Origin of the sequence: Herbaspirillum sp. 1130 (assembly GCF_017833835.1) — a bacterium.
Lineage (GTDB): Bacteria > Pseudomonadota > Gammaproteobacteria > Burkholderiales > Burkholderiaceae_D > Herbaspirillum > Herbaspirillum huttiense.
On record NZ_JAFICQ010000006.1, the window covers coordinates 218,440 to 232,956 of the forward strand.

At 55.4% G+C, this 14,517-nt stretch carries 12 protein-coding genes and 1 pseudogene; all 13 read left to right on the forward strand.

Annotated features, from left to right (window positions below):
* The first annotated feature begins 70 nt into the window (after window positions 1-70).
* The 13 genes and pseudogenes from tssH (at window position 71) to JOD78_RS25305 (ending at window position 14,508) form a co-directional block, all read left to right on the forward strand.
* Window positions 71-2,746 (forward strand): type VI secretion system ATPase TssH, encoded by a 2,676-nt coding sequence (gene tssH, locus JOD78_RS25250; RefSeq protein ID WP_209569281.1) that lies wholly within the window; start codon window positions 71-73, stop codon window positions 2,744-2,746.
* A 96-nt stretch (window positions 2,747-2,842) separates the two neighbouring features.
* Window positions 2,843-5,992, forward strand: coding sequence for a type VI secretion system Vgr family protein (locus tag JOD78_RS25255; RefSeq protein WP_245202287.1), 3,150 nt, complete (start codon window positions 2,843-2,845; stop codon window positions 5,990-5,992).
* Complete coding sequence (locus JOD78_RS25260; RefSeq protein WP_134134471.1) at window positions 5,989-7,134, forward strand: hypothetical protein; 1,146 nt, start codon at window positions 5,989-5,991, stop codon at window positions 7,132-7,134. Before JOD78_RS25255 ends, JOD78_RS25260 begins: the two co-directional genes overlap by 4 nt.
* A 2-nt stretch (window positions 7,135-7,136) precedes the next feature.
* Window positions 7,137-7,874, forward strand: a complete 738-nt coding sequence (locus JOD78_RS25265; protein WP_121045726.1) for a hypothetical protein — start codon at window positions 7,137-7,139, stop codon at window positions 7,872-7,874.
* A gap of 73 nt (window positions 7,875-7,947) precedes the next feature.
* Window positions 7,948-8,217 (forward strand): hypothetical protein, encoded by a 270-nt coding sequence (locus tag JOD78_RS28130; protein WP_227022560.1) that lies wholly within the window; start codon window positions 7,948-7,950, stop codon window positions 8,215-8,217.
* A 14-nt stretch (window positions 8,218-8,231) separates the two neighbouring features.
* On the forward strand, window positions 8,232-8,762 hold the full coding sequence (locus tag JOD78_RS25270; protein ID WP_227022561.1) for a hypothetical protein: 531 nt from the start codon (window positions 8,232-8,234) through the stop codon (window positions 8,760-8,762).
* Window positions 8,717-9,283: a hypothetical protein gene (locus JOD78_RS25275; protein ID WP_134040413.1), complete on the forward strand. Its 567-nt coding sequence runs from the start codon at window positions 8,717-8,719 to the stop codon at window positions 9,281-9,283. Before JOD78_RS25270 ends, JOD78_RS25275 begins: the two co-directional genes overlap by 46 nt.
* A gap of 17 nt (window positions 9,284-9,300) precedes the next feature.
* Window positions 9,301-10,020, forward strand: a complete 720-nt coding sequence (locus JOD78_RS25280; protein WP_209569280.1) for a putative type VI secretion system effector — start codon at window positions 9,301-9,303, stop codon at window positions 10,018-10,020.
* A 490-nt stretch (window positions 10,021-10,510) separates the two neighbouring features.
* Window positions 10,511-11,191 (forward strand): annotated as a pseudogene (locus tag JOD78_RS28320) (DUF6708 domain-containing protein).
* Window positions 11,188-11,631 (forward strand): hypothetical protein, encoded by a 444-nt coding sequence (locus JOD78_RS25290; protein ID WP_134040417.1) that lies wholly within the window; start codon window positions 11,188-11,190, stop codon window positions 11,629-11,631. The pseudogene JOD78_RS28320 and the gene JOD78_RS25290 overlap by 4 nt, the downstream one beginning before the upstream one ends.
* A complete protein-coding gene (locus JOD78_RS25295) occupies window positions 11,571-12,092 on the forward strand; it encodes a DUF6708 domain-containing protein (protein WP_348534285.1) in 522 nt (173 codons plus the stop codon). The genes JOD78_RS25290 and JOD78_RS25295 overlap by 61 nt, the downstream gene beginning before the upstream one ends.
* Before the next feature lie 150 nt (window positions 12,093-12,242).
* Complete coding sequence (locus JOD78_RS25300) at window positions 12,243-13,058, forward strand: DUF6708 domain-containing protein (protein ID WP_245202290.1); 816 nt, start codon at window positions 12,243-12,245, stop codon at window positions 13,056-13,058.
* Between the two features lie 505 nt (window positions 13,059-13,563).
* Window positions 13,564-14,508 carry a DUF6708 domain-containing protein gene (locus JOD78_RS25305; RefSeq protein WP_245202291.1) on the forward strand — a complete coding sequence of 315 codons (945 nt, stop codon included), beginning with the start codon at window positions 13,564-13,566 and terminating at the stop codon, window positions 14,506-14,508.
* Window positions 14,509-14,517: the final 9 nt, after the last annotated feature.

Consider the following 14,517-nt stretch of genomic DNA (forward strand, 5'->3'; position numbering starts at 1 on the left):
TGAAAGAAAACCACAAAAACCAAGATGGCCGCCAAGGCTGTCGCCATTCAAAGCAGGAAGGAAACGCAGCATGGGCATCAACCTGAAATCCCTGATCAGCAAACTCAACGAGTCCGCGCGCCTGGCCACGGAACGCGCAGCCACGCTGTGCATGTCGCGCGGCCAGTATGAGGTGGACCTGGAACACCTGTTCCTGGCCCTGCTGGAGCAGCCGCAGTCCGACTTTTGCCTGATCGCGCGACGTAGCGGCATCAGTCTCGACAGTCTGCAGGCTGATCTCGAACGCGAAATCGGCACCTTCAAGAACGGCAATACCCGGACCCCGGTGCTGTCTCCTCATCTGCAAACCTTGTTCGAACATGGCTGGCTGATCGCTTCGCTGGATAGCGGCAATCCCGCCATCCGCAGCGGCCATCTGTTGCTGGCGCTGCTGACACAGAGCGATCTGTCGCAACTGGCCTATCGCGGTTCCAAGCTGTTTGCCAAATTCAAGGTCGACGAACTGAAGCATGACCTGCACAAACTCACCGAAGGTTCGGTGGAAGCGCCCGCGATGGCAGATGCCGGCGGCAAGCCGGGTGAAGAGGACAGCGCAGGCGGCGATCCCGTGGGCGAACTGCAGCAGCGCGCTGCCAGCAAGACCCCGGCGCTGGACCAGTACACCACCCAGCTGACCCAGCGTGCCCGTGACGGCAAGATCGACCCGGTCATCGGACGTGACGCCGAGATCCGCCAGGCGGTCGACATCCTGCTGCGCCGCCGCCAGAACAATCCCATCCTGACCGGTGAGGCCGGCGTGGGCAAGACCGCAGTGGTGGAGGGCCTGGCCCTGCGCATCGCCCAGGGCGATGTGCCGCAGCCCTTGCAGGGCGTGGAGATCCATACGCTGGACATGGGCCTGCTGCAGGCCGGTGCCAGCGTCAAGGGCGAGTTCGAGAATCGCCTCAAGAACGTGATCGACGAGGTCAAGAAAAGCCCGCATCCCATCATTCTCTTCATCGACGAGGCGCACACCATGATCGGTGCCGGTGGCCAGGCCGGACAGAACGACGCCGCCAACCTCCTCAAGCCCGCCCTGGCACGTGGCGAGTTGCGCACCATCGCCGCCACGACCTGGAGCGAGTACAAGAAGTATTTTGAGAAGGATGCCGCATTGGCCCGCCGCTTCCAGGTCATCAAGGTCGAGGAGCCGACCGAGGAAGTGGCATGCGCCATGCTGCGGGCAATGGCCCCGCTCATGGAAAAGCACTTTGGCGTGCGCGTGTATGACGAAGCGATCACCGAAGCCGTGCGCCTGTCGCATCGCTACATCAGCGGCCGCCAGCTGCCGGACAAGGCCATCAGCGTGCTCGATACTGCCTGCGCCAAGGTGGCGCTGGGACAGAATGCCACGCCGGCGCTGCTGGAGGGCGTCACGCGGCGCATCGAGCGTCTGGATGCCGAAATCGGCGCACTGCAGCGCGAGAGCGCCAGCGGCTCCGAGCATCAGGCACGATTGGCCGAATTGCAGGCGCAACACGCCGCGGCCCTGGCTGAACAGGCCGATCTGCAGACCCGCTGGGAGCAGGAGCGTGGCTTGAATGAGCGCATCCAGCAGACGCGTGCCGCGCTGGAAGGCGCCAACAAGGAAGGTAGCAACAGCGGTGATGCCGATGCTGCGAGCGCCGACCTGAAGCAGTTGCTGGACGAGTTGAAGCAGCATCAGGGCGAGACCCCGATGGTGCCGGTCCAGGTGGATGGCCATGTGGTGGCCGAGATCGTGGCCGGCTGGACCGGCATCCCGCTGGGCAAGATGGTCAAGGACGAGATCAAGACTGTGCTGGGCCTGGACGCCTTGCTGCGCGAGCGCGTGCTCGGGCAGCCGCAGGCGACCTCTGCTGTCGCACAGCGCGTGCGTACCTCGCGCGCCAATCTGGACGATCCGGGCAAGCCCAAGGGCGTGTTCCTGTTCGTCGGACCGTCCGGCGTCGGCAAGACCGAGACTGCGCTGGCACTGGCCGACGTGCTGTATGGCGGCGAGCGCAAGCTGATCACCATCAACATGAGCGAATACCAGGAAGCCCATACCGTCTCCGGCCTCAAGGGCTCGCCGCCGGGTTATGTCGGCTATGGCGAGGGCGGCGTACTGACGGAGGCGGTGCGGCGCAATCCGTATAGCGTGGTGCTGCTCGACGAGGTGGAGAAGGCGCACCCGGATGTGCTGGAATTGTTTTTCCAGGTTTTCGACAAGGGCGCGATGGACGATGGCGAAGGCCGCGAGATCGACTTCAAAAACACCATCATCATCCTCACCAGCAATGTCGCTTCCTCGCAGATGATGCAGGCGTGCCTGAACAAGACTGCGGAAGAGTTGCCCACCCCGGATGAGCTCGATGCGCTGATCCGGCCCCAGCTGGTCAAGGCCTTCAAGCCGGCTTTCCTGGGGCGTCTCAAGGTCATCCCGTATTACCCGATTGCCGACGAGGTGCTGGTCGAGATCATTCATCTCAAGCTGGCGCGCATCGCCAAGCGGATCGCCGGCAACCACAAGGCCGAGTTCAGCTACGACAAGGCGCTGGTCGAAGCCGTGCTCGCGCGCTGCACCGAGGTTGATTCCGGCGCGCGCAATGTGGACAACATCCTCAACGGCAGCCTCTTGCCGGAGATCGCCGAAAGCGTATTGGCGCGCATGGCCGAAGGGCAGGGCATCAGCCGCATCAAGGTCTCGGCCAGCAAGAAGGGCGATTTCAAGTACACCATCCAGTAATCTTCACGAAGCGGTCAAGATCATGACGTGTTCCTCTCCACACCTTCACCCGGCAGCGCCCGCCGCTGAGTTTGTCCGATCAACGGCGGGGCAATCATGATTGCCTCGGCCATCGCCGCCCTGGCGGGGGCGTGGAATCAATCCACGCGAGTGATGCGGCTGTACATGGCCGCAGGAGCGGAGCTGGGTGCGGAGACGCTGATGGCCGAGAAATTGCAGGCCGTCGAGCAGATCAGTGCGTTCCAGGAGGAGCGCGGCGCGATGGATGGCACGGCGGACATCGCCGGTTATCGCCTGCAGCTCTCCTGCCTCAGCCTGAACGCCGGCATTTCCCTGCGCAAGCTGCTGGGGCAGCCGGTGCTGGTTGAGCTGGATACCGATGGTGCGCCGCGCGCCTTCCATGGCCACGTCACCGACTGCCGGATGGAAGGCGCGAATGGCGGCATGGCGCGTTACGTGCTGACCATTGAGCCGTGGCTGGCCTTCCTGCGGCATCGGCGCGACAGTGCAGTATTCCAGGACATGACGGTGCCGGACATCATCGAATCCGTCTTCCGTGACTACCAGGGACAAGGCAAGCTCCAGCCCGCCTGGCGACTGGACTTGCAGGATGCCTCGGTCTACCCCAGGCGCAGTCTGGCGACGCAGTACCAGGAGACCGATCTCGCTTTCGTCGAACGCCTGCTGGCCGAGGAAGGCCTGTTCTACTACATCGAGCATACCGGCGACCCGAGCAGCGCCAGCCTGGGAACGCACACTGTGGTCATCGCTGACCACAACGGCAGCTTCAAGCCCAATGCACGAGACCGGATCGCCTTCAGCCAGCCGGGAGCGGTGATGTCGCAGGACAGTATTGACCGCTGGCGCAGCGTGCGCCGCTGGCAGAGCAATGCGGTCGAGATCCTGACCTGGGACTACCGCCAGGCCGCAGTACGAGAGGCCAGCAGCATGAGCAGTACCGGTGGCGATGATGCCCACGCCAGCCAGGGCGAAACACCGGGCGGTCTGGTATTGACCCTGCGCGATGCGCCCGGCGTCTACGCCAACGAGAACCGTGCGCAGGCCGAACGCCAGGCGCGCAATCAGATGCAGGCCATCGAGGCGCGCAATGAAATCTTCACCGGCACGGGCACGGTGCGCAGTCTCAGGCCCGCGACCAGCTTTACCCTCACTGGTCACTACGACCATATCGGTGGCGCGGATGACCAGTTCGCGCTGCTGCGGGTGGTTCACCAGGCCCACAACAATCTGAACGCGGATCTCAAGGCGGAGGCGATGCGTCTGCTGGGCGAAGCCGCACTGGACGAGGGTGCGGCTGCGGGGAGTCTGCTCGATGCCGCCTTGCAGCCTGCGCGCGGCGTTGCACGGCTGGTTTACCGCAATCGTTTCGAGGCGATCCGCAACAAGATTCCGTATCGTCCCCTGCTGACGGATGCTGAGGGCAAGCGTCTGCATCCCAAGCCGGTGGCGAGCGGCCAGCAGACGGCCGTGGTGGTCGGCACGCAGGGACAAGCGGTCCATACTGACCGCGATAACCGGATCCGTGTGCAATTCCATTGGCAGCGCGGCGAGCGCAGTCACAGCGGCTTGAGTTCTCCGGCACCGGAAGGTCACGTTGGCGCGCCAGCCAATGAACAATCTGGCACCTGGGTTCGGGTGCTGGCGGGTATTGCGCCGACGGCGGGCGCCAATTGGGGTGGCCAGGCGGTGCCGCGCGTGGGGCAGGAAGTCCTGATCGACTTCATCGAAGGCGACATCGACCGTCCGGTGGTCATCGGCACGCTGTACAACGGTCGCGGGCAGGACAATGCCCAGGGCAACCAGGTCGGGCAGGGTGCAGGTGCGGCCACCGGCAATGCACCGGCGTGGTTCCCTGGCGATACGGACGGGCACCAGCATGCGGCGGTGCTCTCCGGTATCAAGACACAGGCATTGGGTGCCAGCCAGAGCGGCGGTGGCGCGTACAACCAATTGGTGTTTGACGATACCCCCGGCCAGTCGCGCGCCTCGCTGCAGCAGCATGCGGATGGCCATGACGGTGCCAGCGAACTGAATCTTGGTCTGCTGCGCCAGCAGACCGACAATCAGCGCCTGGCCGCCACCGGTCAGGGCTTCGAGCTGAAGACCCGCTACAGTGCGGCCGTTCGCGGCGGTCAGGGATTGTTGTTGTCTACGGAGAAGAGTTCGGGGGCGCAGCTGGATGTGCGGGGTGCGCTTTCGCAGCTGGCGGACAGCGTCGATAAGCAGAAGCAATTGGCGGAGACCGCCCAGAAGCACAATGCCAAATTCGAGGGCGAGACGGAAGCAGGCAAGTTGCCCGCGGTGGAATCGCTGGCGGAGTCGGTCGAGGTGCTCAAGGCGAGTGCCACGGCTTCATCGGGCAATGGCAGCGGTGGTGAGGGCAGCGAAGCAAGCACAACTGGCGCGACCGCCTTCAGCGCTCCGCAGTTGCAGCTCTCCAGTCCGGCCGGCATCGCGGCGGCAACACCGGCCAGCGCGATTCTGGCAGCCGGGGTGACCAGCAGCGTCACGGCGGGCAAGGACATCAACCAAATTGCGCAGGGCAATCTGCATCATCTTGCCAAGGCAGGGATCAGTCTTTTCACTTACGGAAAAGTCGGTGATGCCAGCAAGCCTGTTCAGGATGCCGGCATGGCGTTGCATGCTGCATCGGGCAAGGTCAGCGTGCAGAGCCAGGCGGGAAAGACCCTGATGACGGCGGCGAAGCAGGTGACGGTGGCCAGCGTGGGGAAGGATGTGCAGATCACGGGCAAGCAGCATGTGCAGTTCAGTGCGCAGGGCGCGTGGCTGAAACTCGAGGGCGGCAACATCGAGGTGCATGGGCCGGGGGCGATGGAGTTCAGGGCTAGTGCCAAGGAGTTGACGGGACCGCAGCGCTCGCTTGCCGCATATCCCATCCTTCCGCAAGTTCAGCATATCAAGCCGTGGCTAGGTATCGAACGCAAATACTTTGACGGCAGTCCTGTCGACGGGGCGCCATTCAAGGTGACGTTCGCAGATGGCTCAGTGCAGCGTGGCCGTCTGAACGCCGATGGCAAAGCGAGACTGGACAATGTTCCTCCAGGTCCAGCAAAGATTGAGATTGGAGAAGACGTTCGTTCCTGGAAGCCGGAACATGCAGATCTGCATGTGACCAATCCCGCCTTTGGCAAGGATCTCTCCGCTGAGCAGGCCATTGAATTGGCCAAGTTGATTAATCCGTTTTCATCATCGGAGGCGCTGTGAGCGAGGTTGAGGACGCAATGGACTGGTTTTGGGGTGTTCTCAAAGGCGACTTCGAGGATGAGCAGACAACGGGACAGATCATCGTCGGAACGGCGATCTCGATGATTCCCGTCCTTGATCAGATCGCCGACATTCGCGATCTGATCGCAAATTTGCTGCATATTAGAAAAGACCCCGACGATACCTGGCGATGGGTTGCGTTGGTGATCACCTTGATCGGCTTGGTACCGGTCCTTGGAAGCCTGCTCAAGGGCGTATTCAAAATCGTCTTCCGTTTCGTCAAGGCTGGCGGAAAAGAAGCGGAAAAGGCGATCGAAGCCATATTGGCGCTGTTGCGCGGAGCCGGTAAAGGAGATCCCGTTCGCTTTCTCAAGGAGCTGCCGTACGATGCGTACTTGAAAGATGTGCTCAAACATTTTGATGACATTCTGAACGGTCTGCGAAAGGGCATAGACAAGTCCATTGACTACATGTCGTCGCGATGGCTGAACTGGGCATTGGGCAGCACGGCCCGGCGATTACGCCTGGTGGAACAGGAGCTACAGCGGCTGCAACGCGTGGGTCATGAGAAGATTCCTGACGCAATGAAGGCGCTCAAGGTACAGGTGGACAAGCTCTTGGCGCACGCCAAGCCGGCTGATGTGAAAGGCGATACAAACAAAGTCAATACGTTGGCACATAGCAGCAAGCCTCTGATGCGGCTTGAATATGAAGTTGCGGTTAAACGAATCGGCGACAATATCACTGCCATGCGCAAAGCCGGAAAATCGGAAGAGGAAATTGCCAAATGGGCCAACGAGGAACGGAGATCGGTCGGTAGAAAATTTAAGGATGCGACTGACCCGGACCTTCGTGAAATCATTTATAAGCGCAACACCGAGAAATTTGGGGACCCCCTTGGCCCCAGTTATGAGGATCTAAAGCGCGGCTATTGGATCGACAATAAAGGGAAAAAGACTGAAATAGGCAATGGACTAGGCAAGACCGACCGACAGATCTCCGACGCGGCGGCACGAGCTGGAGGGGATGACTTCCCTTGGGACAAGATTCTCGAATACTCCCATGCAAAGAAAAGCGGGGACGAAGAGGCTGCGAACCGCCTGCTTCGCGAAATTGATCGAATAGTGAATAAAGGAAAATAGCAATGCTTGTTTACCAGCACCATACAGGTAGCGAAATCATCGATTTTGAGCCAGAAAATGGACTCTGGCGATACCCGGAAGAAGAGCAACGAACCTCCGATCTGGAAATTCTGGCCCGATTTTCGCTGCCCGTTCGAGGAAGCTACACAGAGGTAAATGAAAAACGCTACTACCTCTATTGGACGGCAGATCGCATATTGAATTTGATAACGCCGGACAACAAGACATATCCATTGTTTCGACATCTCAAGGAAGCGCTCTTCGAAGATTTGAGCAATGGCTTGCAGATAGTTATCGCACCTACGCAGAACAATGATGGGAGCGAGAAGCAAGGGTACTCTACGGTTCGTCTATCAGACAAGGATGGTCGTATCCTCCATGAAGTATCGTACAACTCACGATACTATCTGGAGCTATACATGAGCGACCTGACCCCATTCACCGACCGGACTCTATCGACTTGGGATTTTTTTGTGGCGCTCAAGGACGGCGTGGAAAAAATCAGGAAGAAGTGCGTACCGTGGCCAGGGACAATAGCGGATGTCGTACGCATCAGGTCAAAGTCTGGCCAAACCTGCCCGAAAAGTGGATTCTGGCTTGTCGCAGATCTTGTCGATGACAAAATCGAATGCAAGCAAGGAGACATCATGCCTCTATCGTTGGGACGTGATGTGGCATGGGAATGGATATCTTTGGATATCGTTCCTCGAGAACTTTTCCTGGATGAAAATGAAGGGTAGCCGCAAGCATCCATCGGATCGTGAGATCCTATTTCATGGTCAAACGCGTCCGGAAGGCAAAGAGAACTGAATCATGCTGCTGTACCTCCACCATACCGCTGGCGATGTGATTGAGCTGTCTCCCCGCACCTACCTATGGCATTACGCAGAGACATCTCGAGGCGGTACAGATACGTCGATTATGGGATTCGTGGTCGAGCCAATCCGTGGTAGCTACACCGAGGTGGATGGAAAACGCTATTACCTTTATTGGACAGCAGATCGAATTTTGAAATTTGTCACATCCGAGAATAAGGAATATAAGCTCTTTCGTTACTTGAAAAAGGCTCTTTTGAAGATCTAAGGGATGGACTGCATATGGAGTTGGTGACCACCGAAAAGAAGGATGGGTCTGCAGTTCCAGGCTATTCGACCTTTCGCCTGCTCAACAGCCGTGACGAGATACTGCATGAGGTCTCCTATCACGCTCAGTTCTTCGTCGATCTCTATCTCGGAGATTTCACTGCATCAGTTGATCGCGATCTCGGAACATGGGACTTCTTCGTGGGATTGATGCGTGGCGTAGAAGAAATTGCCAGCAAGTGCGTAGAAAATCCTGAGCTGATCGGTCCGGATCTGGATCAAATCTGTGTACCCACAGGAGCAACCTGCCCCAGAACAGGATTTTGGCTTGTCACGGACTTATTCGACGATAAGAAAAGAATTGAAGAAGGAAAGCCCATGCCGACCTCGCTCGGGCGGGATGTGGTCTGGGAATGGCTATCGGTTGATATTGTTCCTCCATGTACGACTGCAATAAAAAAAAAGACGGGAAGAGTTTTGCTTTACTGGCAGCGTCCTTCATGTCGATCGGAGCAGCGATTGCAGACATCGTTGCGACTCAATTGAAGGAGTCGCCTGGTGCGGAGAGTATCCCGTATCAGAAATTTAAGTTTGGTGGCGCGGTGTTAAGTGCTGGAGCCGGGATCGTCGGGATGGTATTTGATTTTATCGACGCGAAGAAATCTAGCGATAAGGAGCAGTCCTATCTATTCTCTGCGTATTTCATTAAAGGGGTGTTGGGCCTAGCCAATGTCGCCATGACCATGCTTGCAGCGCTCACCTATAGCGCTCCAATGATAGGTCGCGTGACGGGTTCTGCTGCGATTGCCAATGCTGCAGGCCAAGTTGGCACCAGAGCCGCAGCGCTGATCGGCCAACGAATCCTGTTCATGTCCGTAGGAGCGTGGATATCCGTATTATCTTTTGGTGTACAAATAATTATCTGGGTAATTACTGATGACGCGCTCGAGACGTGGTGCTCACTTTCCGTATTCGGCATAAAAAGAACGGCAAATTCTGCATACGGTGAAATATCTGTACAGCGAAAAGAGCTTGAAAAATCGCTTATTGAGATTGGGGTACTTTAATGACTTCTTTTTTAAGAATGAAAACTGATGAAGACCTGCTTATGGTAAGCGGTGTCATTAAAAATTACGAATGTACCCGAGCTGAGGCTAGCTTCGTACTTACAAGAAACGATCAACGTGTAATGGAGATGTCTGCCGTAGCAAACGCCTTTGCTGGCATGGGTGGCGTAGCGACATCCCAGATGGCGAATGCCTCTAATATTGAAGAGGTGGCAGATTATCTTTCATTTGACATTGATGGAGAAAAGTACAAAGGGTGGGTGTGGAGAAGCCCCTTTGCAGAAGGGGATATGGCTGATGTCATTTATCGCCGAACAATTAATGGCAAAGAGTTGGTCGCGATAGCACGGCCTTCCGACAGGATGATTGCTCTTTATCCGCATTGTAGTCGTGGTGTTTTGGCGCACTGGAGATCAGTGTTGAATGCATGGCTGATATGGGTTGTTTTCCTGATTTCTATAGTTGTTTTTACTTGTCTGGGATTCGTCCTGGGGTTTACTGCAGAAATATTTCTGGATATGACTAATTACTACATATTGGCCTTTTTGATCATTTTCTTCTCAGCATTCACTATCAACATGGGATGTAAATTATTACCATTTGCGCGCGTCGCAGAACGTGTTTTTGCAGCGTTGGGCTGGGGAAATCCATCACGAATTGACTTAAAGAAGTCATCAAAAGAAAAGAGAAAAGACGGTGATCCCGGGGAGTATGGAACCTTCTATTTTCGATATTGACTGAGAGTCTTCGCCATCTGCATGAGATCGTTGTGCGAATTCGATACTTCGTATCTTCTGGGGCATGTCACCCAGATACCACGTTGGCAAGTCACCTTAAACAGATTAAAAAATGACGACTGAAAAGTGCCGTGATCACATTCAATTTCTTTCCTGATGCCACCAATAGTGAGGATTGCCTGGCTAGTACGTTGGTAGCGGAGGAAGTGTGACAACAAGTAATACAAGCCGATTTAATCCGAAAAATCCTCTTTGGTATGAGGACCTCCCTAAGCGCGATTCAGGAATTGAATTTAATGAGCGCTTGGATAGTCCGCTCCTTGATGAGGATCTGAATCACGTAGATGAAAATTACCTGGAGATTTCACGTACATCGTCTGTTATCAGGGGACTAGGTATCTTAGTAGGAGGATTGTTTCTTCTGAGTGTTATTGGCGTATTTATCCCTCTTCTTATTAAGTTGAGGGATGTTTATTTCAACCTCATTCCAGTGCTTGGACTTATTTTTTGCGTCATGCTGGTTGGCGGGATCGTGGCAGCGAGCGTATTCGCTCTGCACGACTGTCTCCTTCCGAGAGATACGCCGGTACGTTTCAATCGAAACACCAGAAAAATATACGTCTACGAATATACGGTCTCATTGCAACGCCTGAAGCGCTGGTGAACGGAAATCAAGATCTATGACTGGGATCAGATCGAGGCGGAGATTGCCAAGTCTTCAGTATTTACCGGGAAGACTTACTCCGTTCGGCATGAGTTGGTGCTGGTGATCTGTAAACCAGCAACCAACGAGGTCATTGACCGTATTTCACTCAAGGGTAATGACGTTGGTGTCGAGACCCTGTATCAATTGTGGTCCTATGTCCGCCAGTTCATGGCCTACGGCCCGTCCCGTATTCCAGCGCTGATGACACGTGAGCAGAGTGTCGGCTTCGTCAAGAGCCTGTTTCATTTCATGCCCTACCTTTCCCCAACCGAGGAGGGCCGGCGCTTCCGCAGCAAGATGCGGTGGCTGGACTATCCGATCATTTTTCTGACGATCTGGTTTTTCTGGATCTGGCTGCCTCTTGGGCTTTGCCATTACGTTGCAATGAAGTGTGCTCCAGAGCCGTGTTGGCCTGCAGAAGTAGATGAAGAGAGTCGGCGTGGGAAACAGAAAATTCTTTCATGAGTACATCGCGGTTTAATCCACCGAATTCCCTCTGGTATGAGGACCTCCCGGCCCGAGCGGCGATGGCGGAGGAAGAAGTTTCTGTCATGGCTTTGCAAGAGGATGTGATCGGTGTCGATCAAGATAAACTGGATATTTCTCGCGCATCCTCCATTCTGCGAGGCGGTTTCATTTTTACCGGAATGGCGGTCTTGCTGATACTGTGCTGGTTCGCGCCACATGTCTTCACGTCTATCTTTACACCCCCGAGATCTGTATTGGTGATAACGATCTTGACGATTCAGAACCTCGCACTGGCCGGCTACAGCCTTTTCCTGATCTGGCTGGACTGCCGAATCCACGTGATCTTCCTGTACGTTTTGACCGTCGTTCTGGAAAGATTCACGTACAGGATTTCAGCCTCAGTCTCAATCCTTTCGCACACCGAAAACTTCTGCTGAAGACTTTCGACTGGACGGACATCGAGGCCGAGTTGACCAAACAGGCCGGGTTCAACGGCAAGGTCTATATTGTGAGATACGCCTTGGTATTGGTAGTTTGCCGACCAGGAACCACGGAGGTGCTTGAGCGGATCACCCTCAGAGGCAACGACATTGCAACCCAAGGCTTGGAGTCTATCTGGTCCTATGTGCGAAGGTACATGGAGCAAGGCCAATCCAATCTGCCGACGCTACATGTGCGTGAGCGGCGGATTTCCTTGTTGAATAGCCTGTTCTTCTACATGCCCTATCTCGCTCCGGGAGAAGAAGGGCGGTTCTATCGTAGTCGTATGGGCGCGGTAGAGTTGATTCTTGCGTTTCTGATGATCTGGTTCTTCTGGATTTGGCTGCCGTTAGGGCTGTGCTACTACGTTGCAATGAGGTGTGCTCCAGAGCCAAGTTGGCCGGAACGCTTGGATTGATGGGGCCGTTGGAAAAAATTGAGCCATCGTTCTTTGGACAACTGAGGTTCAGTAGATACCTGTTTCGGAATCTGCTGAGTCCTGATTGACCGGCTAGACGGCGAAGAAATGTCCAGCCAGAGAGGAACAGTTGTGAATGAGGATTTGTAGATGAGCAGCACCCGGTCCCGTTTTAATCCGATCAATCAACATTGGTACGAGGATTTACCCAACCATCAGGCAGACTTCGGTCGAAATCTAGAGTCCCCTACGCTCGCAGACGACATCAATGCAATCAGCGAAAGCTATCTGGAAGTGTCGCGCGCGGGCAATGTGATCCGGGGCGGTTTGCTGATGGTGGGCACCGTGATGCTTGTGTTCTTCTCTTGGGTAGTGATGCACCTGATAGCGGCGAGCATCGGGCCAGATGATGCGCTGATTTTTCCCATCATTAGTTGGAGTTTTCTTGCTTTGGGAATGACATGCGCCATTTTCAGTATGATTCTGGACTGCAGCATTCCACGTGATATGCCGGTACGTTTCGACCGCGATAAATGCAAGGTCTATGCCTATGATTATCCAATTCGTCTGATGCCGTTTCCAGTCCGTCGGCCGAAACTGAAGACATTTTCCTGGCAAGACGTCCACGCTGAGATGACCAAGCAGTCCGGTTACAACGGAAAAGCCTATGTCGTCCGCTATGCGCTGGTTCTTGTGATCTGTCTCCCCGGCTCCGATCAAGTGGTTGATCGCATTACGCTAAAGGGAAACGACATGACCGTACGCGGCTTGGAGGCGCTTTGGAGTTACATCCGACGCTATATGGCCGAGGGGACCGTCAATTTACCGAAAGTGCAGCCGCGGCACCAAGGGATAACTCTGCGTCGCAGCCTGTTTTCCTATATGCCCTATTTCGACCCGTCGACGGAAGGCTCCCAATTTCGCAACCGCATGGGGCAGTCGACTGGCTGCTGGCGCTGGTCATGATGTGGTTCTTCTGGATCTGGCTGCCTCTTGGGCTTTGCCACTACGTCGCAATGAAGTGTGCTCCAGAGCCGCGCTGGCCTGCGGAAGTGGGTGAAGAGAGTCGTCTGAGAGAATAGAAAATTCTTTCATCAGGAAGTCGCGTTTCAATCTACGCTGATCTCTTATACGATGATTGGGTGGTCGTCCCTGAAATTGGTAATGCAATCATATGAAGCTTACCTCGCGTAGTGGCGGAATTGGAAAATGTTCGGTGATTATCCATTTGGATGTCACGCGGCTCCACCCACGATGATCAGCTTTGAGTGTAAGGGGCAATTAAAATAGATAGTCTGCGCGTCTCCCCGCACGATTTTTCGCTTATTGCTCCGGCCGCGCGAACATCCACAAGACAATAAAGGCTCTTGGAGACGTATGCAAAAAGCGCTGGTATTGCCACTGAAAACGAGAAGACTTGGCCGGTACTGTTAGGGACTTTTGGAGCGCATTCACTGTTTACGGAGGAGTTGTGAGCGTGCAGAGAGGTAGCCGGTTTATACCGCAAAACTCGCGTTGGTATGAGGATCTTGTGCCTAGGGAGTCGCCATCGGGCGGGGTAGTTGAATTGAATAGCGTTCTTCTCGATGAAGACTTGAATCATGTGGATGAACGCTATTTGGAGTTTTCACGAGCCTCCTCTTTTATGCGTGGCGGAGGCATGTTAGTTGGGACAATTGTTCTTTCCATCCTTGGGTTTTTACTAATTCCTGCTTTGATCGAAAGTGGCTCGGGGTTCTTTACAAGAAATCCCGTCCTCGGCGCGCTGACCTGCGTCATCATTTTTGCCTGCTTGGTCGGTGCGCTGGTGTTAATGCTCTACGACTTTCTGCTTCCAAGGGATATGCCGGTCCGCTTCAATCGTCGTACCCAGAAAGTCTATTTCTACGAATGTCAGACGTACAAGCGACGAATAACAGCCTGGCATAAGGTGGTGAAGGTTTACGACTGGAACTGTATAGAGGCGGAAATAGCCAGGATAGCCGGTTACACGGGAAAGGCCTATGTGGTCAGACACCAGCTTATCTTGGTCGTCTGCAAGCCGGGCACCAATGAAGTGATTGATCGACTGCTCTTGAAGGGACTGGATCCTACGGTTGCGACGCTTTACCAGTTGTGGGCCTACATTCGTCTTTTCATGAAAGACGGGACCGGCAATCTACCTAAGCTGGAAGCAAGACCCCAGGAGCAGGGCTTCGCGTACAGCTTGTTCAACTACATGCCCTATCTCTCCCCTACGGAGACAGGCCGTCGCTTCCGTCAAAAGATGCAATGGGTTGACTACTTGCTGGCGATTATGATGGTGTGGCTCTTCTGGATTTGGCTTCCCCTGGGATTTTGCCATTATGTCGCAAGCCAATGTGCGCCAGATCCAAAGTGGCCGGCCGATATCGATGCAGAAAGCCGCTCTCTCTGATCAGCTGAC

Coding starts and splice junctions, on each gene's coding strand:
- tssH (WP_209569281.1), top strand. CDS start 71: ATGGGCATCAACCTGAAATCCCTGATCAGCAAACTCAACGAGTCCGCG.
- JOD78_RS25255 (WP_245202287.1), top strand. CDS start 2,843: ATGATTGCCTCGGCCATCGCCGCCCTGGCGGGGGCGTGGAATCAATCC.
- JOD78_RS25265 (WP_121045726.1), top strand. CDS start 7,137: ATGCTTGTTTACCAGCACCATACAGGTAGCGAAATCATCGATTTTGAG.
- JOD78_RS28130 (WP_227022560.1), top strand. CDS start 7,948: ATGCTGCTGTACCTCCACCATACCGCTGGCGATGTGATTGAGCTGTCT.
- JOD78_RS25270 (WP_227022561.1), top strand. CDS start 8,232: ATGGAGTTGGTGACCACCGAAAAGAAGGATGGGTCTGCAGTTCCAGGC.
- JOD78_RS25275 (WP_134040413.1), top strand. CDS start 8,717: ATGTCGATCGGAGCAGCGATTGCAGACATCGTTGCGACTCAATTGAAG.
- JOD78_RS25280 (WP_209569280.1), top strand. CDS start 9,301: ATGAAAACTGATGAAGACCTGCTTATGGTAAGCGGTGTCATTAAAAAT.
- JOD78_RS25290 (WP_134040417.1), top strand. CDS start 11,188: ATGAGTACATCGCGGTTTAATCCACCGAATTCCCTCTGGTATGAGGAC.
- JOD78_RS25300 (WP_245202290.1), top strand. CDS start 12,243: ATGAGCAGCACCCGGTCCCGTTTTAATCCGATCAATCAACATTGGTAC.